Source organism: Segatella copri (genome assembly GCF_019249795.2).
In the GTDB taxonomy this organism is placed as follows: domain Bacteria; phylum Bacteroidota; class Bacteroidia; order Bacteroidales; family Bacteroidaceae; genus Prevotella; species Prevotella copri_B.
The window spans coordinates 186389-209942 of record NZ_CP156892.1 but is presented as its reverse complement, the minus strand read 5'-3'; the positions used below and the strand labels follow the sequence as shown (position 1 = coordinate 209942).

Below are 23554 nucleotides of genomic sequence, written 5' to 3'. Positions count from 1 at the left end.
AAATAACCATGAATGCGACACCTGAATCATTGATTAAGGACTATGCTGACCCGATAGAGCAGCAGGAGATTGACAAGTTTGTATGTTCTGAGATGGGCAGACAGATACACCGGTATATCAAGGGTATGTCGGGTACCAAGCAAGCTATGTTGAAATTTGAGGAAAGGCTGGCCAGCCTCTCTGTACCAGAGAAGGAGAAGGCGATAGCCAAGTATATTGATCTGAACAGAAAAGCATTGGATGGTCTTGACTTGAAGATGATTCTGGTCCGTTCGGTAGCCAACTATTGTGACACCTTCCAGTATATGCTGGATTTTGTCAACGATAAGCGCAAGATGGTTTTCTATTACCAGCGCATCAAGGCGAAATACATTCAATATCATGAAGTATTTGAGCAAGATGGCAAGTTTGGTATGAAAGATCATCAAGGCAATATCATGCTCTCGCCAAGTTATGATTTCTTGCGCACCTGCTACATTTATAATGATGACTTGAGCATCATGCCGGTAATAGCTGAGAAGAATGGCAAGATGGGACTGGTAATGCCGGATGGTAACGATACGGTAGTGGCGGATTTCCTTTACGACGAAATTTGCTTGCGTGATGAATATCCTTACTTCGAAGCATCCCGTGAAGGTATCAGTGGCTTTATTGATAAGTTTGGAAACTTTGTTAATAGTTAATAGTTAACAGTTTATAGTTAATAGAGAAAGGGCAATCAGATTGGGATGAACCAACTGATTGCCCCTTTTTACTTCCGTTGCTATGAGCAACTTGGTTTTATCTATTTTTCTCTCGTCTCCAAACCCTAGTGAAGAAAAGCAAAAGAATTCTTCACTCTTCGTTCTTTACTCTTCACTTAACTTATCCCAAGTACTTCATCAAGATTTTGATCTTACCGCTATCACGGAGCTTGATGATACTCTTTTCGCGAATCTGGCGAACACGCTCACGGGTAAGGTTGAACTCGCTACCGATTTCCTCCAAACCCTTCTCGTGGCAGCCTATACCATAGCAGTAGCACAGAATCTTGCGCTCACGGTCTTTCAATACAGAGTTGAGAACGCGGTCAAGCTCGCTCGCCATAGACTCGAAGTCAACACCCTTGTCGGTACGGCTGTCATCACCCGAAGCCATCACGTCGACCATCGCATTGTCATCATCATCGCTACCGAATGGAGCATCGATACTCATGTGGTGATTATCTGCCTTGATAGTCTGGTCGATTTTGCTTTCTTCCATCTTTGTGATTTGAGCGAGCTCAGCAACAGAAGGTTTGCGCTGGTTCTCCTGCTCAAACTTACTGATTTCTGCACTAATCTTACTCAATGCACCTACCTGGTTCAAAGGCAGGCGAACGATACGGCTCTGCTCGGCAATAGCCTGCAGGATGCTCTGACGAATCCACCATACGGCGTATGAGATAAACTTAAAGCCGCGGGTCTCGTCAAACTTTTCAGCAGCCTTTACCAAACCGATGTTACCCTCGTCGATGAGGTCGGTAAGAGAAAGACCTTGGTGCTGATATTGCTTAGCAACAGATACAACGAAACGAAGGTTTGCTTTTACCAATTTCTCCTTGGCACGTTCTCCCTCACGACCGCCTTTGCGAATCTTCTGGGCAAGTTCGATTTCTTCATCGATAGAGACCATAGGCTCTCTACCAATCTCCACCAAGTACTTGTCGAGTGCTTCACTGGAACGGTTGGTTATACTCTTACTAATCTTAAGTTGTCTCATAAATATCCTTTTACCTTTCTATTTAGAATTTTTTGAAGTATTTTTGTGTATCCTGAAACCTCCTCATGGTTTCGGGGTGCAAAGGTACGAAAAAAAATGCAATTACGTTGTAATATAAACGGATTTTTTTTATCTGATTTGTCTGTTTTTTAGAATTTTAGCCGGTTTCTAGTAGAAAAATGCTATGTGAAGTGCGCTTTTGGGTGCAATAAGTTTGAAATATGGAATAATTTATGTATCTTTGCACAAAAATTGCGAGAAAAGAATAACTAAATAATAAAATAACAACAAAACAAAAAATTATGTTTGAGAATCAACCAAAAGGTCTGTGGGCCTTAGCTTTGGCAAACACGGGTGAGCGTTTCGGCTATTACACCATGCTTGCTGTGTTCTTGCTTTATTTGCAGGCCAACTTCGGTTTTGAAACTGGATTGGCAAGTACTATTTATTCTACATTCCTGATGATGGTTTATTTCCTTCCTATCATCGGTGGTATCGCAGCCGACAAGTTTGGCTTTGGACGTATGGTTACCACAGGTATCTTCATCATGTTCATCGGCTATCTTGTTCTCTCACTTCCTCTTGGCAAGGAAACCGTTGCCGTTGCTGCTATGGGTATTTCACTTATTCTCATCGCTTTGGGAACCGGTCTGTTCAAGGGTAATCTGCAGGTGATGGTAGGCCGTCTCTATGATGAGCCACAGTATGCCAGCAAACGTGATTCCGGTTTCTCACTCTTCTATATGGCTATCAACATCGGTGCTATGTTTGCTCCTACTGCTGCCATCAAGATTATGAAGTGGGCGCAGGAGAGCCTGAGCGTTTCTGTGGAGGATTCATATCACTTCGCTTTCGCTGTGGCTTGTGCTTCACTGATTTTCAGTATCGCTATCTACTATGCCTTCAGCTTTACATACAAGCATGTTCTTGCTTCTGAGACCAAGAGTAAGGATGATAAGACTTCTGCTACGGAGACAAACGAACTTTCTAAGGCTGAGACCAAGGAGCGCATCATCTGCCTCTGTCTCGTATTCGCTGTGGTTATCTTCTTCTGGATGGCTTTCCATCAGAACGGTAATACATTGACACTCTTTGCCCGCGATTATACACAGAAGACTTCAGAGGGTCTGCAGTCAATGGCGTTCGATGTTACCAACCTCGTAGCCTGCATCTTCGTGGTTTACGGTTGTTTCGGTCTGGCACAGAGCAAGACCGGCAAGGGTAAGGGTATCTCTCTTGGTGTTATTGTTGCTGCCATCGCTTTCCTCTTCTACAAGTACAGCAACCTTGAAGGTGCCGTAGATGTTGAGGCTCCTATCTTCCAGCAGTTCAACCCATGTTATGTAGTGGCATTGACACCAGTGAGCGTTGCTTTGTTCTCATGGCTCCACAAGATTGGCAAGGAGCCTACATCGCCAGAGAAGATTGGTTTGGGTATGCTCGTTGCTGCTCTCGGTTTTGTATGGATGGCTGTAGGTTCTATGGGTTTGGAGCTTCCTTTGACACAGGGCGATCCTGCTACAGAGGGTACACGTGTAAGTGCTAACCTCCTCATCTCTACATACCTCATCCTTACATTCGCAGAGCTTCTGCTTTCTCCAATCGGTATTTCATTTGTATCGAAGGTAGCTCCTCCAAAGTATGCTGGTTTGATGATGGGCCTCTGGTTTGGTGCAACAGCCATCGGTAACCAGTTGGTTATGATTCCTGGCATCATGTGGGGTCAGAACTTCAACCTCATTGCCATCTGGGGTGTTCTCGCAGGTATCTGTCTGGTTTCAGCTCTCTTCATCTTCTCTATCATCAAGAAGTTGAATCGCGTAAGCTAAATCTTAGAATTATAATATATAAAAAAGGCTTGCTTCATTACGGAGCAAGCCTTTTTTATATGTTATTTCTTCAACCACTTGTCTAACCAGCCGAAGAAGGTGCGCTGCCAGAGCACGCCGTTCTGTGGCTTCAATACCCAGTGGTTCTCATCAGGATAGATGAGGAGCTCGGCTGGGATGCCACGCATGCGGGCTGCATTGAAGGCGCCCATGCCCTGGTTGGCATTGATACGGTAATCCTTTTCGCCGTGGATGCAGAGGATTGGAGTATCCCACTTGTCTACAAACTTATGAGGACTGTTCTCGTAAGTCTTCTTGGCGTTGGCACTCTGGTCCTTGTTCCAGTAAGCATCCTCGTATTCCCAGTTAGAGAACCAAGCCTCCTCTGTATCGGTGTACATGCTCTCCAGGTTGAAAGCACCATCGTGAGCGAGGAATGCCTTGAAACGCTTGTTGTGATGACCGGCGAGATAGTATACTGAGAAACCACCGAAGCTGGCACCTACACAACCCAGACGATCCTTGTCTACGTAAGGAAGATTGTTGGCAGCATCATCAATAGCTGAAAGATAATCGTTCATGCACTGGCCTGTCCAGTCGCCAGAAATCTCTTCGTTCCATGCGCTTCCGAAGCCAGGGAGACCGCGGCGGTTTGGCAATACGACAACATAGCCGTTGGCTGCCATGATCTGGATGTTCCAGCGGTAGCTCCAGAACTGGCTTACCGGACTCTGAGGACCACCCTCGCAGAAGAGAAGGGTAGGATACTTCTTGTTGGCATCGAAATTAGATGGCAACATGATCCATACCAGCATCTGCTTGCCGTCGGTAGTCTTTACCCAACGCTGCTCACACTTACCCATATTCAACTGGTTCAGAATATGGTCGTTCTCGCGGGTAATCTGCTCTACCTTGGTACTCTTGGCATCCTTGCCTGGAGTTACGATGTAGATATCTGTAGGATGACTCATGCTAGCCTTGGTAGCAAGAAGCTTGTTGCCGTTGTTGGCAAGCGAGATGCTTCCGTAGTCAGCCCACTCGTTGGTAATCTGCTTTACTTCGCCCTTGAAGTTTGCCTGATAGAGGTTCAGGGTTCCGTGCCATACACCGATGAAGCTGAGGCTCTTGTTGTCCTTGTTCCATACGAAGCCCTCTACGCTAGAGTCGAACTTCTCTGATACATAGTTCTTCTTGCCGGTAGCGAGTTCATAAACACAGAGGCGGTTGCGGTCGCTCTCGTAGCCATCGCGGGCCATGCTCTGCCAAGCGATGTACTTTCCGTCAGCAGAGAACTGAGGGTTCACGTCGTAACCCGGATTGTTCTTCAGATTCTCAGGAGCGTTGACAGCCTGGTTCTTCATGCTCTTGGTAGCATCAATCTTAGGCTCTACATAGCCAGCCTTCTTGCAGAGGTTCTTTGTCTCGCGCGTACCTATATTATATAGGTAGATATCAGAGTCGGTAGAGATGGCATACTGAACGCCTTCCTTCTTGCGACAGGTGTAGGCGATTGTCTTGGAATCCGGACTCCATGCCAGCTGCTCGATGCCACCGAATGGAGCCATAGGGCACTCGAATGGTTCATCCTTCAGGATGTCTTCGCCGGCATTGATGGTACCGTCTTCAGCCACATCAGCCACGAAAGGATGGAGAAGGCTCTCTACGTAGTGATCCCAGTGGCGATAGTTCATATCAGTTACGAGACGGCCGGTAGCCAATGGAAGATCAGAAGGATTCTCCTTGATGGTTCCGTGATAAGGCAACTCCTTGATGAGGATTACCTTCTTGCCATCTGGAGAGAAGCGGAATCCCTGGATGCCCAACTTGTCGTTGGTGAGCTGCTTTCTGCCTGTACCGTCAGGGTTCATGCTCCAGAGCTGTCCGTCGCGGATGAAGGCAATCTTCTGTCCGCCCTGAATCCAGGCAGCATCTGTTTCGCTCTTTGCATCCGTGGTCAGTGCCTTCTGGTTCTTGCCGTTGGCATCCATGATGAAGAGCATCTGATGACCCTTGTTCTCCTTTACACTGTAGTAACCCACCTGGTACACCACCTGCTTGCCGTTAGGCGAAGCTTCGGCGCCACCGATACGTCCCATTGCCCAGAGAGCCTCAGGAGTCATCAGGTGGTTTTCTACCTTGATGTCATTTTTCTGAATCATAGTCTGTGCATCAGCAGCTGTGCCCATCGTGAGAGCCGCAGCAGCTAAAATCATAGCTTTAATCATGTTTCTAATTTTACTGTTATAATGTTGCTTTGTTGTTATGTATCCTATTTGTCTTAAATCTGATCCAAAGCCTGCTTGATATCATCGAGGATGTCTTCTACATCTTCGATACCTACGGAGAGGCGAATCAGATCTGGCGCAACACCTGCTTCCTTCAGCTGCTCTTCGCTGAGCTGGCGATGGGTGTGACTGGCTGGATGGAGCACACAGGTGCGGGCATCGGCTACATGGGTTACGATGTTGATCATGTCGAGAGAATCCATAAACTTGATGGCTGTCTCGCGATCTCCCTTCAATCCGAAGGCGATAACACCGCAGGTGCCGTTTGGCATATACTTCTGGGCAAGCGCATGATACTCATCGCCCTCCAGACCGCTATAATGAACCCAAGCCACACGCTCATCGTTCTGCAGGAACTCTGCCACCTTCTGTGCATTTGCACAATGCTGGCGCATACGGAGGTGGAGACTCTGAAGACCGAGGTTGAGGATGAATGAATTCATTGGGGCAGGGATGCTGCCGAGATCGCGCATCAGCTGAGCTACGAGTTTGGTGGTGTAGCCCATCTTGCCGAAAGCCTTCACATAGGTCAGACCATGGTAGCTGTCATCCGGTGTGCAGAGACCTGGGAACTTATCAGCATGAGCCATCCAGTCGAAGTTGCCGCTATCTACTACCACACCACCTACCTGTGAAGCGGTACCATCCATATATTTGGTAGTACTGTGGGTAACGATGTCGGCACCCCATTCGAATGGGCGGCAGTTGATAGGCGTAGCGAAAGTGTTGTCAACGATGAGAGGCACCCCATTCTTGTGAGCAATACGTGCAAACTTCTCGATGTCGAGTACAGCGCAGCCCGGGTTGCTGATGGTTTCGCCGAAAACAACCTTGGTGTTAGGGCGGAAAGCCTTCTGGATTTCTTCTTCGCTATCGTTCGGATTCACGAAAGTACACTCAATGCCGAGCTTCTTCAGGGTTACACCGAAGAGATTGAAGGTACCACCATAAATCTCATTAGATGTAACGATATGGTCGCCCGCTTCGCAGATGTTGAACACAGCATAGAAGTTGGCAGCCTGACCGCTGCTGGTTAATACGGCTCCCACGCCACCTTCGAGTTCGGCAATCTTCTTAGCCACAACGTCGTTGGTAGGGTTCTGGAGACGGGTATAGAAGTAGCCTTCCTTCTTCAGGTCGAAGAGCATAGCCATCTCCTCAGAGTTGTCATACTTGAAAGTAGTGCTTTGATAAATTGGCACTTCAATAGGTTCGCCGTTCTTTGGCTCATAGCCTCCCTGCACGCAGATAGAGGCGGTACGTAATTTTTTTTTCATTTGTTGGTTATGTTTTCTTTTAAACTTCATGTTTTTGCGATATGACATGTTATGCTGCCCATTGCAAGATGCAAAGATACGGCAAATCCTTGAGAATTAAGAATAATTTGCGTAAAACATTGTTCTATAGCCAGTTTTTTTTGTACTTTTGCAGTCAAATTTGCAAAATAATAGCGATATAGTTTTATTTAAAGTAGTATGAAGATAGGTTTCGATAACGAGAAGTATCTGAAGATTCAGTCAGAACACATCAAGGAGAGAATCTCACAGTTTGACGGAAAGCTTTACCTCGAATTGGGCGGTAAACTTTTTGACGATCACCATGCCAGCAGAGTTTTGCCGGGGTTCCAGCCTGACAGCAAACTGCGTATGTTCCAGAAAATCAGCGATAGCATCGAGATTGTTATTGTGATTAGTGCAGCCGATATAGAGAAGAACAAGAAGCGTGCCGACTTGGGCATTACATACGATGAGGACGTGTTGCGCCTTCGTGGTGAGTTCCAAAACCGTGGTTTCATGGTGGGGTCTGTTGTCATCACTCATTATAATGGCCAGCCTGCCGCCATCGCCTTCAAACAGCGTCTGGAGCGCGAAGGCATCAAGACTTACTGCCATTATCTCATCGAGGGCTATCCTCATAACGTGAGTCTGATTGCCTCTGACGAGGGCTTCGGTCAGAACGATTATGTTGAAACAGAGCGTCCGCTGGTTATTGTTACTGCGCCGGGGCCTGGCAGCGGTAAGATGGCGGTTTGCCTGAGTCAGCTTTATAATGAGAACAAGCGTGGTGTGCGTGCCGGTTATGCCAAGTTTGAGACATTCCCTGTGTGGAATCTCCCATTGAAGCATCCTGTGAACATCGCATACGAGGCTGCTACTGCCGATCTGAACGATGTGAATATGATTGACCCGTTCCATCTGGAGGCTTATAACAAGATAGCCATCAACTATAACCGTGATGTAGAGATTTATCCTGTGCTCAATGCGCTGTTCGAGGGTATCTATGGTAGCAATCCATACAAGTCGCCTACAGATATGGGTGTGAACATGGTAGGTTTCTGTATCTCTGATGATGAGGCTTGCTGCGAGGCATCCAAGAATGAGATTGTCCGCCGTTACTATGCGGCTACCAACAAGATGGCGGCTGGTGCTTGCAATGATGATGAGATCAATAAGATTCAGATGCTCTTCAATCAGGCTAAGATTACTACTGATTACCGCAAGGTGACGGTAGCTGCCAAGAATCATAAGAAGGAGACGGGTCATACCTCTTCTGCCATTGAGTTGGAGGATGGTACCATTATCTGCGGTCATAGCAGCGAGTTGCTGGGCTGTAGTGCCGCCTTGCTCCTGAATGTTACCAAGCAGTTGGCAGGCATCGACCATGAATTGAAGCTGATTCCTCAGTCGATGATTGAGCCTATCCAGCATACTAAGGTGAATTATCTCGGTGGTCACAATCCTCGTCTTCATACGGATGAGGTTTTGGTAGCTCTTTCTGTTCTTTCAGAGAATGATGAGAACTGCAGGAAGGCATTGGAGCAGTTGCCTAAGCTTCGTGGCTGTCAGGCTCATTGCACCGTGATGCTGAGTGATGTAGACCAGAAAATCTTCAAGAAACTCGGTGTGAATATCACCTGCGAGCCGGTATTGAAGAAGTAAATTAGCTTAAAATAAAATACCCCCGAAAAGGTATAATTTATAATATCATTTAATAAATTATACCTTTTCGGGGGTAATATTATGCGTTTGTGGCTGGAGTAACTCCTGTCACATTAGCTAGCGTGTCACGGATAAAACCATTGATGGTTGTTCCTGCTTGCATTGCCATCATCGCAATACGACTATGGATTTCAGGAGTTATGCGGATATTTAAGTTGCCACTATAAGGTACACGAGGTGCCTTACCATTGGCTTTACATAAGGCAAGATAGTCATCTATTGCGCCTTCAAAATCCTTGCGTAATTCATTAACGTCTTGACCTTCGTAGGTAATCATATCCTTGCTCATTCCGAGAACCTTACCATATAGGCAATTGTCCTCCTCGCTATAATCTACGCTACCCGTATAACCTTTGTATTTTAATAATCCCATATTATGTTCCTCCTATTTGTTAATATATCCATTAGCTTTTAGAAATGTGAATACTTGTTTCATAACATATCCTTTGATAATATTTGAAGGATGAGGCTTATGCATGATGTAGCTATTGCCATCTTTGCCATTGACAAATATGACTCTTGAACCAGAAGTTGATCCTTTGTTTTCCTGATGGAACCCATAGCAGGAAAATACACTAACTATTTCGTCGAAAGTGAAATCTTTCGGCAGGCTATAGAAGCGTTTCAAAAGTTTATCTTTCTTGTTCATTTTCCACATTCTTTATGTATCCGACTGCAAATGTAACTAAAAATAGTTACACTGCCAAGTATTTGGGGCTTTTTAACAATCTTTTCCTGGCTTTAAGTATGTAATCCTATAAAAAAAGCGTAATGAACACCTTTTTCAGGTAATCCATTACGCTTTCATTTTTATCTGTTAATCTTTATTTTCCGAGATTGTTCTTTTTCTCGTTCAGTTCTGCCTGCTTGCGCATCATCTCTTCCTGCTGCTTGCGCTGCATCTCCTGGAGAGCCTGCATTCTTGCCATCAGGCCGCTTGCCTTCTTAGGGTTGTTCTTGTTTTCCTGATAGCGCTTCTCAAGGATGGCGAGGAGCTTCTCGTCGTCGGTTGTCTTGCGCAGGGTCCACATGATTGCGGCACTGAAGAACAATGAGATGAAGTAGTAGAAGTTCAGACCGGCTGAGTAGTCATTGAACATGAAGAAGAACATCAATGGCATGAGATACATCATCCACTGCATCATCTTCATCTGCTCTGCCTGCTGACCTACCATCTGGTCGCGCTGCTGACGCATGGTCATCCATGAGTACAACAGGTTGGCTACACAGAACAGGATACAGGTCAAACTCAAGTGGTCGCCAATCAGCCAGATGTTGGTATTCCATTCGAAGATTGGGTCGAAGGTGCTCAAGTCGTTCATCCACAGGAACTTCTCACCACGAAGCTGGATGGCATTAGGAACGAAGTTGAACATCGCAACCCAAACCGGCATCTGAATCAGCATAGGGATACAGCCAGATAATGGACTTACACCATACTTGGCATATTCCGCCATCATCGCCTGCTGCTTCTGCATCTGGTCCTCAGGCTTGTTATACTGAGCTGTAGCAGCTTCGAGTTTTGGTTTCAGCACGCGCATCTTGGCTGAACTCATGTAGCTCTTCTTCACCATAGGGTAGGTGATGAGCTTGAGGAGCAAGGTGATGAGAATCAATACGATACCCATTGGGAACACGTTGCTCAACCAGTCGAATACGTAGAGTGTGAAGAAACGGTTGATCCAGCGGATGATAGGCCATCCCAGGTATACGAGCTTCTGGAATTCCAAGTCTTTGCCGAAGGTACTTTCCTTCTCGGTATTCTTCAGAATCTGGAAGTCGTTAGGACCGAAGTAGAACTCAAACTCAGATGCCTTCTTACCGGTTGGGTCGAAAGCTGTCTTCATCTTAGCCTGGAACTGCTTCAGATAGCCCGAACCCTTCTCCTGAGGGATAGAGGTCATGAAAGCATCCTTCTCGAAGTTATCCTTTGCTACGATGATGGCAGAGAAGAACTGGTTCTTGAAAGATACCCAGTCGATGGTTTCTTCTATTTTCTCGTCAATCTTCTCGCTACCTTCGTTGAGGTGGTCGGTACCGCCTTCTGCATTATGGTAGGTGAGGGTAGTGTAACGGTTTTCGAACATGAAACCACGTTCCTGCTGGCGTGCCTTGTCGCTCCAGTCAACATCCATCTTATTATAATTAGGTGAGAACAGACCCGCCATGCCATTTGCCTGCAGGCTCATGTGCAGCATGTAGTCATTGCCCAATGTATAAGTCAGGGTGAGCGTCTTGCCTTCACCAGCCACAGCGGTCAGGGTTACAGACTTGTCGGTCACGTTGGATGGAGTGAAGTAGAGATCGCTGGTGATGATGTTGGCCTCCTTAGCCTCGAGCATGAACTTGAGGCTCTGGTCGTTACCGTCGAAGAGGGTTACGTCCTTGGCATCAGCCGAACCGTCTTTCACCTGCAGGTTGTGTCCCACATAGCCCTTGATGACAGCCTTCTCTACAGTAGCACCCTTGGTGTTGAGTGTTAATTCTACCTTCTCGTTTTTCAATACAATCTTCTTAGCCTGGCCTTTGAGTGCCGAATAGAAGAGGGCGGTTGAGTCTGCCTCAACCTTTGCTTTGGCATTAGTCTGGCGCTTAGCAGCGGCAGCCTTGCTGGCCTTTTCCATCTCGGCATGTTTAGCCTTGGCGATGGAGTCCTGAACGAATGCCGCTCTCTGTTCTTCGGCAGATGGCTGGTTATACCAGCTAAAGCCAATCAGCACTACGGCAATCAGGAGGAAACCGATAATGTTGTTCTTGTTCATTTTTTAAATTTGAAATTAAAGGAGTAAAGGGGATCACTCCTTTAACTCCTAATATTTACTTTTTGTTTTCTATTGCTGTCTTTACGAAATCCATGAAAAGTGGATGTGGTTTCAGTACCGTACTCTGGTATTCCGGATGATACTGTGTACCTACGTACCACTTCAAGCCTGGGATTTCTACGATTTCTACCAGGTCGCTCTCAGGGTTTCTGCCTACGCACATCATGCCGTTCTTCTCAAATTCCTGCTGGAACTCGTTGTTGAACTCATAGCGGTGGCGATGGCGTTCCTGAATATGCTCCTTCTTGTAGATATTGAACACGCGTGAACCCTGTTTCAGCACACACTCGTAAGCGCCGAGACGCATGGTTCCACCCATGTTTGATATGTTCTTCTGCTCCTCCATGATGTCGATGACATTGTGTGGAGTCTTCTCGTCCATCTCGCGTGAGTTGGCATCCTTGTAGCCCAATACGTTGCGGGCAAACTCGATGACCATCATCTGCATACCCAGGCAGATGCCGAAGGTAGGGATGTCGTGGGTGCGGGTATAGTGGGCGGCGATAATCTTGCCCTCGATGCCTCGCTGGCCGAAGCCTGGGCAGATGACGATACCGTCCTGTCCCTTCAGCTGTTCTGCCACGTTCTCTTCTGTGAGATATTCTGAGTTGATGAAGGTAATCTTCACCTTGTGGTCATTGTAGGTGCCGGCATGCGAGAGACTCTCGCGGATACTCTTGTATGCATCCTGCAGGTCGTACTTGCCTACGAGACCGATGTTTACCACCTCTGTAGCCTTGTTTCTGCGGTCGAGGAATGTTCTCCAAGGACCCAGCGCAGGTGTTTCGCCGATAGGCTCGCCCATCTTGCGGAGGATGGCGGTGTCGAGGCCCTGGTTCTGCATGTTTACAGGCACCTCGTAGATGCTAGGAAGGTCTTCGCTCTGAATCACACAGTCCAGGTCTACGTTACAGAAGCTGGCTACCTTCTTCATGATTCCCTCTTCGAGATGTTTCTCGGTGCGGAGAATCAGGATATCTGGCTGAATACCTACGCTCTGCAGTTCCTTCACAGAGTGCTGTGTAGGCTTTGTCTTCAACTCGCCTGCTGCCTTCAGATAAGGCACATAGGTAAGGTGAACGTTGATGGCGTTCTTGCCCAGCTCCCATTTCAGCTGTCGGATAGCCTCCATGTAAGGGGCGCTCTCTATGTCGCCGATGGTTCCGCCTATCTCGGTAATCACGAAGTCGTAGTGATACTTCTTGCCGAGCAGCTTCACGTTGCGCTTAATCTCGTCGGTGATGTGAGGCACCACCTGGATGGTTTTGCCGAGATAATCGCCACGACGCTCCTTGTCAATGACTGCCTTGTAGATACGACCAGTGGTGAGAGAATTCGCTTTCGTAGTTTGAATGCCGGTGAATCGCTCGTAGTGTCCGAGGTCCAGGTCGGTCTCCATACCATCTACCGTTACGTAGCACTCACCATGCTCATACGGGTTCAGCGTACCCGGGTCGATGTTGATGTATGGGTCAAACTTTTGGATAGTAATGTTGTAACCTCTTGCTTGAAGAAGTTTACCGATGGATGAAGATATGATTCCTTTACCCAAAGAAGAAACCACACCACCAGTTACGAAGATGTACTTTGTTTCAGCCACGATATTTATAATTTAAATTAGAATAATTTGGCTGCAAAGTTACGACATTTTTGTGAAATGAGCAAAAATATTTCTAATAAAGGGCATAGATTTATGAATTATTTATTACCTTTGTGCCCAAATTTATAAAATTAAGGTATGAAAATAAAATTTGGATTACTCGTTCTTGCGTTCCTTTCGGCTCTGACGCCTGTTTCTGCCCAGCGCAAATTGAAGAAGGTGGCGCCCGGAGAGGCATCGAAGAACAGGTTGGCTGAAATCTATGCTGACTCGCTCTTGATGTGCCGTCAGCGCATCGATTCCATGAAGATGGATTCCGGGGATAGCAGATATGCCCAGCTCTTTACGCCGCTCACCTTCTATCATGGGCCGGCAGCCCGCATGTTGCGACTCAAGCCTCAGGATGGGGTGAAGGATTCGCTCGGAACGATGCTCGACCAGACGCTGATGGAGGTATATCTCAAGCGTCCCGACCTGGTGCGCAATACTGAGTCTCATCTCAAGGAGGTGGGAGCACCGCTGGCTGCGCAGAGCAAACCGAAGAAGAATCATCCTGATATCGTAGAGCAGGTGGCTCCGAAGGCGATTGAGGTGGATGCGGCGCCGATGGATATCGTCATCACCCGTCCTAACTTCTGGACCATAGGTGGCGATTATTATCTACAGTTCCTGCAAAACTATGTTTCTGACAACTGGTATAAGGGTGGTGAGAGCAATTATTCGGTGCTCGGAAGAGTGACGATGTTTGCCAACTACAATAACAAGCAGAAGGTGAAATGGGATAATAAACTGGAGATGCGTCTGGGTTATCAGACTTCGAAGGGTGATACGGTTCATACGCTGAAGACGAGCGATGATATGATACGATACACCGGAAAACTCGGTCTGCAGGCTTCCAAAAAGTGGTATTATACCATCCAGCTGGTTGGCCAGACTCAGTTTACGCATGGTTACAAGAGTAATGACAAGAAGGTTTATTCCGATTTCTTCTCGCCATTCAATCTGAACCTCTCTGTCGGTATGGATTATAATGTAGACTGGTTCCATCATCGCCTGAAGGGTAGTGCTCATCTGGCTCCTCTGGCTTTCAACTGGAAGTATGTGGGCAGAGCGGATCTGGCTACGCGATATGGACTGGATGAGGGTAAGCATGGCATGACCGATTACGGTTCTGAGTGTACCTTCGACCTGTCGTGGCAGATAGCGGATAATATCAAGTGGAAGACCCGTCTCTGGGGATACACCACTTACAAGCGTGCTGAAATAGAGTGGGAAAACACCATTTCTTTCCAGTTTAACCGCTATATTTCTACCAACATCTTCCTCTATCCTCGTTTCGACGATGGTGTGAAGCGCAAGGACGACCAGAGCTACTGGCAGTTTAAGGAATTCATGTCAGTAGGTTTCTCTTATTCATTCTAGGATAAGGTGTTGGCAGTAAATACAATAAAGGCTCGTTCCTGTTGAGGAGCGAGCCTTTGTTGTATCTGTTAGAATCGGAAGCAAACCTCGGCATCTGCCATGAAGTAATTATGCTTCGCGAGTGTCTTGTCGTTGATGAGCGCATACTCGGTAAAGATAGAGATTCGCTTGCCGATGTGGAAGTTCAAACCTGCCTCATACTGGGTTCTCTGCATGTTGCTCTTGCCGTTAGGCTGATACATGTCGTAACGTGCCTTCACGTCGATACGGCTGTTCTTTGGCAGCTGAGCCAATGGAGCGATAACCAATCCATATACACCCTGTGCCTTGTCGCCGATTTTTGCATTCAGATTGCAGTCCTTGGCGTTGGCATCGTTGAAGTTGGTGATGCTCTTGTCAAAAGCCTTGCCGGTAGAGTGGATATACTCAGAACGTACGGTCCAGCCGTCTTTCTTATATTCGAAAGAGAAGGCGTAGCGGTTCTGGTTCAGGCTGCGGGTACCGCTGAAAGTCTCTTTTACAGGTTTTCCATCCTTGTCAAGAACGGAATTTCCAGCAGCATCTTTTTCGTAGATGATGTTTCCCTGTTCATCATCGTTCCATGTTCCCTTTCTTGCATAAGAACCGGTCCATCCGAAGGCACCGATGCGCATGCCGCTTACAGGCATTACCCATACACCTCCGATGATGTTCTTCTGATTATCAACGTCCTTGGTATTGGTTCCCTGTCCGTTGAATACACCAATCTGATAGTGCAGCAGGTTCCTGCCATTGGCATTCTTGAGGAAATCGCCCTGGAACTGAAGACCGATGTCACGGCCGTTGGATGCATGTTCTCCGGCACGGTCGCTGAAACCGGCCAGCTTGCTCACGTTCTGTGAATATCCCATGAAGCCCTGGTCGATAGGGTGCATCGGATTCTCAAAGGTGAACGGGTTCTTGAACTGACCGATCTTCACCTTGAAGTATTCATATTTCTGCCATTCTGCAAACAGATCCACCATTCTCGGACTGGAACCGAGGGTAGAGGTGTTGCCGTTGAACTGAATCTGAGTTTTCCAGTAGAAGTCGCCTGCTATGCGACCTTCGAGAGAGATACGCGCCATACGGATGTTGAATGAGTTGGATTCAGCATCTTTCTGTCCGCTGTACTGATACTGGGTCATTCCATACCCCGACAATTTCACGTTGCTCAACCATGATGGTATTTCGATGGTCTGCTTCTGCTGGGCGCTGGCTGAGACCGAAGCTGCAGCCATGAGCGCCATGATGATGGTTTTCTTCATCTTGTTTCTGTTTTGATTTCTAGGTTTATCTCTTTTCGAGCAATACCACGTTCTCTACGTGAGGGGTATGAGGGAACATATCCACCGGCTGTACGGCAGCTACCTTATACTCCGCATCCATCAACTGCAGGTCGCGTGCCTGGGTTGCCGGGTTGCAGCTTACGTATACGATGCGCTTTGGTGCTGCATTCAGAATGACGTTTATTACGTCTGGGTGCATTCCGGCACGTGGTGGGTCGGTGATGATGACGTCAGGTCGACCGTGCTGTGCGATGAAATCATTGGTCAGGATATCCTTCATGTCGCCTGCATAGAAGAGGGTGTTCTCGATGTTGTTCACCTGAGAATTCACCTTGGCATCCTCTATGGCCTCTGGCACGTACTCGATACCGATTACCTTCTTTGCCTTGTGTGCCACGAAGTTGGCGATGGTTCCGGTGCCGGTATAGAGGTCGTAAACCAGCTCATTTCCGGTAAGGTTGGCAAACTCGCGGGCCACGCAGTAGAGGTGGTAAGCCTGCTCGGTATTGGTCTGGTAGAAACTCTTAGGACCCACCTTGAACTTCAGGTCTTCCATCAGTTCGTAGATATGGTCGTTGCCCTTGAAGAGGCTGAGTTCCAGGTCGTTGATGGTATCGTTTCCCTTCTGGTTGTCTACATACATGAGCGATGTAATCTGAGGGAACTTGTCAGCCACCTGCTGCATCAGCTCCAATGCTCTCTGCTCATCGCCCTCCTCATCGTAGTGGAACTGGAAGACGAGCATCCACTCTCCGGTGTTCGAATTACGAATCATCATGTTGCGGAGCAAACCATGCTGCTCACGCAGGTCGTAGAAGGTATAGTCGTGAGAATCAGCATATTCGAATACGAAGTTGCGGATCTCGTTGCAGAGGTCATCCATCAGCCAGCACTTCTTGATAGGATAAATCTTGTCGAAGGCTCCGGTGATATGGAAACCGATGGCGTTCTGGGCGTGGCGCTCCTTGAGTGATGTTACGGTATCATCCTCTTTCTGAGGGAGCTGAGCCAATTCCTCGGCGGTGAACCATCGCTTGTTGCTGCATCCGAACTCTATCTTGTTGCGGTACTCCTGAGTCTTCACGCTGCCCATGATAGGGCGGAACTCAGGTAGTTCAATCTTTCCGATGCGGGTGAGCTGGTCTTCCACCTGCTTCTGCTTAGCCTTGATCTGCTCTTCGTAAGGCAGGTTCTGCCATTTGCATCCGCCGCAGATGCCGAAGTGCTCGCACATAGGCTCCTGTCGCACCTCGCTCTTCTTGATGAAGCGAACCACCTTGGCTTCGCAATACTTATGTTTCTTCTTTACTACCTGCAAGTCGACAACATCTCCTGGCACACAGAAAGGTACGAAGATGACCTGTTCATCTACGCGTGTGATGCACTTACCCTCGGCTGCTACTGCCTCGATGGTGATGTTCTCTAACAGAGGTAATGGTTTACGTTTTCTTGCCATAATAATGTTTTGTATTTTTTATGGGTGCAAAGATACTGCAATTTTATGAGAAATGCAAGAGTTGTCCCAAATTATTTGCTTTTAAAGGTGAAAAGGCGTTTAAAGGTAAAAAAGTAAAAAGATTATCAGGCGATAACAAAAGTAACAAAAGTAACAGGTAACATTCGGTGTTTGTAAAGGGATAAAATGTGAATGTGAATGTGAATTTGAAATGTAAGTGAAGAAAACGGACTGTCATGTGTATCCTTTTGTCGAGGCTGTTTATTGATGATTTTTGATAGTATATATTTTAATTGTACGTACGCGCGTACCTTATTATATTGGAATTAAATGATATTATATCATTACATGCATTCTTTTTTCTTCACTTACATTTCACATTCACATTCACATTCACATTTTTACATCAGAGGTCACCTGTTACTTTTGTTACTTTTGTTATCGCCCGATAATCTTTTTACTTTTTTACCTTTTTACTTTTTTACCTTTAAACGCCCTTTTACCTTTAAATTACGTCCCGACGCAGCCGTTGCTACGTCGCGACGTGTCTGGCACTGCGTCGGGACGTAGCCATCGCTACGTCGTGACGCAGTTTCGGGCGCATCGGCAGGGAGGCAAAAAACATCAGAATGCAGGCTGCAATCCCGAGAGACGCACTTTCAGATTCGTCAAATATCTTTCTATCGTATACGGGATTGTTAATTTTCTGCCCGTGTGTGCGTCAACAGTATAAAATGTAATCTCGGGATAGCAAAAAAGCGTATAAAAGTTTGGTAGTATCAAATAAAAATCGTATCTTTGCATTACAATTAATAGTTAGCAACGTAAAACGAAATAAAATATATACCTATAACAATTATGAACGAAAAAAGAGTTTATACATTCGGAAACGGAAAAGCAGAAGGCAATGCCCAAATGCGAGAAGTACTTGGTGGTAAAGGCGCAAACCTTGCCGAAATGAACCTGATTGGTGTACCAGTTCCTCCAGGTTTCACCATTACTACAGACACTTGTAATGAATATTATGAAGTGGGTGAGGAAAAAATCAAAGAACTTCTTCAGGACGAAGTGATGGCTGCTGTGGCTCATACTGAGGCATTGATGAACAGCAAGTTCGGTTCTGTAGAGAATCCACTCCTCGTATCAGTACGCTCAGGTGCACGCGCATCTATGCCTGGTATGATGGATACCATCCTCAACCTCGGTTTGAATGACGAAGTAGCTGAGGGATTGGTCAAGAAGACCGGTAACCCTCATTTCGTATACGATTCATATCGCCGTTTCGTACAGATGTACGGTGACGTCGTTATGGGATTGAAGCCTGTAAACAAGGAAGATATCGACCCATTTGAGGCTATCATCGAAAAGGTGAAGGAAGAGCAGGGCGTTACACTTGACAAGGATCTCTCTGTAGAGTCGCTCAAGAAGCTCGTTGAACTCTTCAAGGCTGCCATCAAGGAGCAGACCGGTCAGGATTTCCCTACCAACCCAATCGATCAGCTCTGGGGCGCTATCTGCGCTGTGTTCCGTTCTTGGATGAACGAGCGTGCTATCCTCTACCGCAAGATGGAAGGTATTCCTGATGAGTGGGGTACTGCCGTATCTGTCATGGCGATGGTATTCGGTAACATGGGCGATACATCTGCTACAGGTGTTTGCTTCTCACGTGACGCTGGTAATGGTGAGAATCTCTTCAATGGTGAGTATCTTATCAACGCACAGGGTGAGGACGTGGTAGCCGGTATCCGTACTCCACAGCAGATTACAAAGATTGGTTCTCAGCGCTGGGCTGAGCGTGCAGGTATCTCTGAAGAGGAGCGTGCTGCCAAGTATCCTTCTATGGAAGAGGCTATGCCTGAACTCTATAAGGAACTCGACGCGCTGCAGGATAAGCTGGAGCACCACTATCACGATATGCAGGATATGGAGTTCACCGTACAGGAAGGCAAACTCTGGTTCCTCCAGACTCGTAATGGTAAGCGTACAGGTACAGCTATGGTGAAGATTGCCATGGATCTCCTCCACGAGGGTATGATTGATGAGAAGACTGCTATCCTGCGCTGTGAGCCTCAGAAACTTGATGAGCTTTTGCATCCAGTATTCGATAAGCTGGCTCTTTCTAAGGCTAAGGTCATCACACAGGGCCTCCCTGCATCTCCAGGTGCTGCCTGCGGTCAGATTGTATTCCATGCAGACGATGCTCAGGAGTGGCATGAGGACGGCAAGAAGGTGATCATGGTTCGTATCGAAACATCTCCAGAAGACCTCGCTGGTATGTCAGCTGCTGAGGGTATCCTTACCGCTCGTGGTGGTATGACTTCTCACGCTGCCGTTGTAGCCCGTGGTATGGGTAAGTGCTGTGTATCAGGCGCCGGCTCTATCAACGTAGATTACAAGACTAAGACTGTAGAGATTGAAGGCGTTGTTTACAAGGAGGGTGATTATATCTCTCTGAACGGTACTACAGGTCAGGTTTACGCAGGACAGATTGAGACAAAGGCTGCAGAACTTTCAGGCGACTTCAAGGAGCTGATGGATCTCTGCGACAAGTATACAAAGATGGAAATCCGTACCAATGCGGATACTCCACACGATGCTGAGGTAGCCCGTGCATTCGGCGCCAAGGGTATCGGTCTGACACGTACAGAGCACATGTTCTTCGATGATCAGAAGATTGTAGCTATGCGTGAGATGATTCTGGCAGACTCTGTAGAGGGTCGTGAGAAGGCACTTGCCAAGCTCCTCCCATATCAGAAGGCTGACTTCTATGGAATCCTCAAGGCAATGGATGGCTGCCACGTGAACATCCGCTTGCTCGACCCACCTCTCCACGAGTTCGTACCTCACGATTTGGCTGGTCAGGAGACCATGGCTAAGGAGATGGGTGTAAGCGTAGAGGAAATCAAGAAGCGTGTAAACTCTCTGGCAGAGAACAACCCTATGCTCGGTCATCGCGGTTGCCGTCTCGGTATCACATTCCCAGAGATTACGGCCATGCAGACCCGTGCCATCCTCGGTGCAGCTTGCGAGTTGAAGAAGGAGGGTTACAACCCATGTCCTGAAATCATGGTTCCGCTCATCGGTACCGTTCAGGAGCTCAAGCAGCAGAAGTCTATCATTCTCGCTACTTCTAAGGAGGTATTCGCTGAGTACGGCGTAGAGGTAGAATTTGAGATTGGTACCATGATTGAGATTCCTCGTGCTGCCCTTACAGCAGGTCAGATTGCAGAGGAGGCTCAGTACTTCTCATTCGGTACTAACGACTTGACACAGATGACCTTCGGTTATTCTCGTGATGACATCGCTTCATTCCTCCCTGCATACATGGAGAAGAAGATCTTGAAGGTTGACCCATTCCAGGTTCTCGACCAGGAGGGTGTTGGTCAGCTCATCAAGATGGCTGTTGAGAATGGTCGTGCTACCCGTCCTAACCTCCGCACAGGTATCTGTGGTGAGCACGGTGGTGAGCCTTCATCAGTTAAGTTCTGCGCTAAGGTCGGTATGAACTACGCATCTTGCTCACCATTCCGCGTGCCTATCGCCAGACTTGCGGCGGCACAGGCTGCTGTAGAGGAGTAAATCTCTTCTGAAAGAAGATTGTACGATTAATGATTAGATAATTAGAGGAAAGTGTTTCGTAATGAAGCGCTTTCCTCTTTTTCGTCTTTTTTAGGTTAAATTTCGAAAGAAAATGAGCAAATCATTTGCAAGTTACATTTATTTTCCGTAATTTTGTCGGAAAATAGAGAAATATGACTGCAAGAGAAGATAGAGAAAAGGAAAAATTTACCAAGGAAACTGTAGTAAAGTATTTCTTTGATATGAGTAAATCCACCTATACTATTATGGTTTTAGGTGGGTTGGCTGCATTATTTGGTATAGTTGAGACTAATGAAAGCGGTACCATAAGTGCCATTTTGTTGGGCGTAGTGTTGGCTGCAGTCTTATCAATTATTGGTTATGTAATTTCTAAACGTTAAGAGTATGAATACATTGGCTTTAACTTTTGCAATATGCTTGGTTCCTGCAACAGCATTTTTGATATGGCTCTTTACTCCTTGGGGAAAGAAGTGGTCGAAGGAATTGTAGTGATGAAGAAGATAAAATATATATTATGTGCTTGCCTGATGATGGCAAGTATGGGCATGGAAGCCAAGTCGATGAAGGACTTGCTGGTTTCGATGCCCGATTCTGTTGTGCCTTATCTCAACCACAACCTGCGGCTGGAATTTGCTGAGCTGCAGGAGATGGGAGTGAAGGCAGAAGTGAAGAATCTTTTAGGCGAAACGAGTGTGATGGATACGCTGACTGCAGATTTCGTTCAGTTGAGAACGAGTAAGAGCGCTACTTTGCAGATGAAGAAACTGCCATCGGCTAACGGCGATTCGCTGCTTTGCGTGGTGAAGACTTTTGCCGGAGTAGAGAAGGAGAGTGAACTCTATCTCTTTAATCAGGATTGGCAAGAGCAGGATGCCAGCAGGATTTTCGATGGGAAATCTTTGCAGCAACTGGCTTCCGGTCTTGTTGCCAAACCCGATACGATGAGCGAGGCTAAGTTTGAGGAACTCAAGGGGAAAATTGAACTCAAAATCGTGAGTGCTTTGCTCCTGCAACATGAAAACAGCCTCGTAGTGCGCTTGGCTTTACCTTTCGTGTCTGCTGACGATAAGAAGGCTATAAATGCAATAAAAGTGCAAAGAAAATATAATTGGAATGGTAAAACTTTTAAGGAGAGTTAAATTCTTGAAGTTTTTTGCTATAAACTATTGCAGGTTACAAGATTATTTGTACCTTTGCATCGTGTTTTTCATGGTATTAGATTATTAAGGTTAATAAAAGATTGGTTGTCGTGAGACAATCAATTTTTTTTGTCCCTATCTGAAGGCATTAGCCTCTTGTCTTACCCATCGGCTGGAGGCCGTTGGTTCAGACCGCAGGGCGATGTTTAGAAGATAACCATTCCGATGATACCGCAGATGAAAAGCAGCAGGATAGGGTTGGTCTTTCTGAATTTTGTGAAGTAGAAAGCAGCCAGAAACAGCACGATGCTTGCTCCGAAGACAAACGGATTGTCGGTTGGTGATCCGAAGTTCTCTTTATTCATCAGGAGAACGGCGGCAGCAGCTATCAGTCCGATGATGGCAGGGCGGAGTCCCGCAAAGATATCCTTTACGATTTTAGAATCCTTGTGCGTAATCAGATAGCGGCTGATGAGAATCATGATGATGAAAGGCAGCCACATGATGGAGAGCGAAGCCAATACCGAACTCAGACAGGCTGCCCAAGTAGGATAGCCGTCGTGAAGGCAGGCGGTATAACCTACGTAGGTGGCACAGTTGATTCCGATAGGTCCCGGTGTAGACTGGCTGATAGCCACAATATCCGTAAACTCAGCATTGGTAAGCCAATGGTTCTTCACTACCGTCTCGTTATGGATGAGCGAAAGCATCGCATATCCGCCACCAAAATTAAATGTACCAATCTTGGTAAATATCAGAAATAACTTTAGAAATAGCATAATCTCTATATTTTTTACCTTTTTACTTTTTTTACCTTTCCATAGAGCCAGCCCAGCACACCGGCTGCGATGATGATGTAGATAGGGGAGATACCGAAAGCTGCAATCAGCAGACAGCAGACAACGGGAATCCAGATGTTGTAGCGGTTGATGTTTGCCGTCTTTGCCATCTTGAAGCAAGGCGCAGCAATGAGCGCTACCACGGCAGGGCGCACACCCATGAAGAACTTACCCACCCAATAATTGTCCTTGAAATGCTGGAAGAACATGGCGATGATGAGAATGGCGATGATAGAAGGCAGGGCGATGCCTATGGCACCCACAATGCCTCCCCAGACTCCCTTCAGCTTATAGCCGATATGACTCGCCATGTCGATGGCGAAGATGCCCGGAGTGGTCTGAGCCACTACCATGATATCCATGAACTCCTGTTTGTTCATCCACTGGTTCTTGTCTACAAATTCCTGTTCCATGATCGGTATCATGGCGTAGCCTCCACCTAGCGTGAATGCCCCGATTTTATTGCACGTGAGGAAAAATTTTACTAACATATCAGTTGCTTCTATATTATTTTTC

The 23554-nt window shown here is 46.8% G+C and carries 18 protein-coding genes; 7 read left to right on the top strand and 11 right to left on the bottom strand.

All coding sequences use genetic code 11. The annotated features are described in order from the left end of the window. Positions 1–8 precede the first annotated feature (8 nt). The gene (locus KUA48_RS13865) at positions 9–683 is read left to right on the top strand and encodes a hypothetical protein (RefSeq protein WP_118086064.1); all 675 of its coding nucleotides are present in this window, start codon (positions 9–11) and stop codon (positions 681–683) included. A gap of 181 nt (positions 684–864) precedes the next feature. Here KUA48_RS13865 and KUA48_RS13860 read toward each other — a convergent pair whose 3' ends face one another. Next, positions 865–1740: an RNA polymerase sigma factor RpoD/SigA gene (locus KUA48_RS13860; protein ID WP_006847025.1), complete on the bottom strand. Its 876-nt coding sequence runs from the start codon at positions 1738–1740 to the stop codon at positions 865–867. 302 nt (positions 1741–2042) lie between these two features. Between KUA48_RS13860 and KUA48_RS13855 the strand changes: the two genes are divergently transcribed. After that, positions 2043–3569, top strand: coding sequence for a peptide MFS transporter (locus tag KUA48_RS13855; RefSeq protein WP_118255188.1), 1527 nt, complete (start codon positions 2043–2045; stop codon positions 3567–3569). Positions 3570–3631: 62 nt separating this feature from the next. Here the strand turns inward: KUA48_RS13855 and KUA48_RS13850 are convergent, their stop codons facing one another. Both KUA48_RS13850 and KUA48_RS13845 read right to left on the bottom strand, forming a co-directional pair. Next, positions 3632–5794, bottom strand: a complete 2163-nt coding sequence (locus tag KUA48_RS13850; protein WP_218431703.1) for a S9 family peptidase — start codon at positions 5792–5794, stop codon at positions 3632–3634. Between the two features lie 53 nt (positions 5795–5847). Then, on the bottom strand, positions 5848–7131 hold the full coding sequence (locus KUA48_RS13845) for an O-acetylhomoserine aminocarboxypropyltransferase/cysteine synthase family protein (RefSeq protein WP_118086070.1): 1284 nt from the start codon (positions 7129–7131) through the stop codon (positions 5848–5850). A gap of 198 nt (positions 7132–7329) precedes the next feature. On the opposite strand from KUA48_RS13845, the gene KUA48_RS13840 reads away from it, so the two are divergent. Then, positions 7330–8793 (top strand): DUF1846 domain-containing protein, encoded by a 1464-nt coding sequence (locus tag KUA48_RS13840; RefSeq protein WP_153094359.1) that lies wholly within the window; start codon positions 7330–7332, stop codon positions 8791–8793. A 79-nt stretch (positions 8794–8872) separates the two neighbouring features. Here KUA48_RS13840 and KUA48_RS13835 read toward each other — a convergent pair whose 3' ends face one another. From KUA48_RS13835 to KUA48_RS13820, 4 genes are all read right to left on the bottom strand, one after another. After that, positions 8873–9226: a type II toxin-antitoxin system HicB family antitoxin gene (locus KUA48_RS13835; RefSeq protein ID WP_117727056.1), complete on the bottom strand. Its 354-nt coding sequence runs from the start codon at positions 9224–9226 to the stop codon at positions 8873–8875. 12 nt (positions 9227–9238) lie between these two features. Beyond that, positions 9239–9502, bottom strand: coding sequence for a type II toxin-antitoxin system HicA family toxin (locus KUA48_RS13830; RefSeq protein WP_153073825.1), 264 nt, complete (start codon positions 9500–9502; stop codon positions 9239–9241). A gap of 175 nt (positions 9503–9677) precedes the next feature. Next, complete coding sequence (yidC, locus tag KUA48_RS13825) at positions 9678–11615, bottom strand: membrane protein insertase YidC (RefSeq protein ID WP_218431704.1); 1938 nt, start codon at positions 11613–11615, stop codon at positions 9678–9680. A 55-nt stretch (positions 11616–11670) separates the two neighbouring features. After that, complete coding sequence (locus tag KUA48_RS13820; RefSeq protein ID WP_217744577.1) at positions 11671–13275, bottom strand: CTP synthase; 1605 nt, start codon at positions 13273–13275, stop codon at positions 11671–11673. Positions 13276–13413: 138 nt separating this feature from the next. Here KUA48_RS13820 and KUA48_RS13815 point away from each other — a divergent pair, with 138 nt between their 5' ends. Next, a complete protein-coding gene (locus tag KUA48_RS13815; protein ID WP_218431705.1) occupies positions 13414–14697 on the top strand; it encodes a DUF3078 domain-containing protein in 1284 nt (427 codons plus the stop codon). Between the two features lie 68 nt (positions 14698–14765). On the opposite strand, the gene KUA48_RS13810 is transcribed toward KUA48_RS13815, so the two are convergent. Continuing rightward, positions 14766–15983: a porin gene (locus tag KUA48_RS13810; RefSeq protein ID WP_218431706.1), complete on the bottom strand. Its 1218-nt coding sequence runs from the start codon at positions 15981–15983 to the stop codon at positions 14766–14768. A gap of 25 nt (positions 15984–16008) precedes the next feature. Further along, positions 16009–17460 (bottom strand): 23S rRNA (uracil(1939)-C(5))-methyltransferase RlmD, encoded by a 1452-nt coding sequence (rlmD, locus tag KUA48_RS13805; protein ID WP_218431707.1) that lies wholly within the window; start codon positions 17458–17460, stop codon positions 16009–16011. Positions 17461–18318: 858 nt separating this feature from the next. Here rlmD and ppdK point away from each other — a divergent pair. From ppdK to KUA48_RS13790, 3 genes are all read left to right on the top strand, one after another. Then, positions 18319–21039 carry a pyruvate, phosphate dikinase gene (ppdK, locus tag KUA48_RS13800; protein WP_153095504.1) on the top strand — a complete coding sequence of 907 codons (2721 nt, stop codon included), beginning with the start codon at positions 18319–18321 and terminating at the stop codon, positions 21037–21039. Between the two features lie 173 nt (positions 21040–21212). Next, positions 21213–21440 (top strand): hypothetical protein, encoded by a 228-nt coding sequence (locus KUA48_RS13795; protein ID WP_218431708.1) that lies wholly within the window; start codon positions 21213–21215, stop codon positions 21438–21440. Positions 21441–21551: 111 nt separating this feature from the next. Next, a complete protein-coding gene (locus KUA48_RS13790; RefSeq protein WP_194252366.1) occupies positions 21552–22199 on the top strand; it encodes a DUF3256 family protein in 648 nt (215 codons plus the stop codon). Between the two features lie 206 nt (positions 22200–22405). Here the strand turns inward: KUA48_RS13790 and KUA48_RS13785 are convergent, their stop codons facing one another. Together KUA48_RS13785 and KUA48_RS13780 are read right to left on the bottom strand one after the other, a co-directional pair. Beyond that, positions 22406–22978, bottom strand: a complete 573-nt coding sequence (locus KUA48_RS13785) for a chromate transporter (protein ID WP_118253409.1) — start codon at positions 22976–22978, stop codon at positions 22406–22408. Between the two features lie 14 nt (positions 22979–22992). After that, positions 22993–23529 (bottom strand): chromate transporter, encoded by a 537-nt coding sequence (locus KUA48_RS13780; protein ID WP_218431709.1) that lies wholly within the window; start codon positions 23527–23529, stop codon positions 22993–22995. Positions 23530–23554 lie beyond the last annotated feature (25 nt).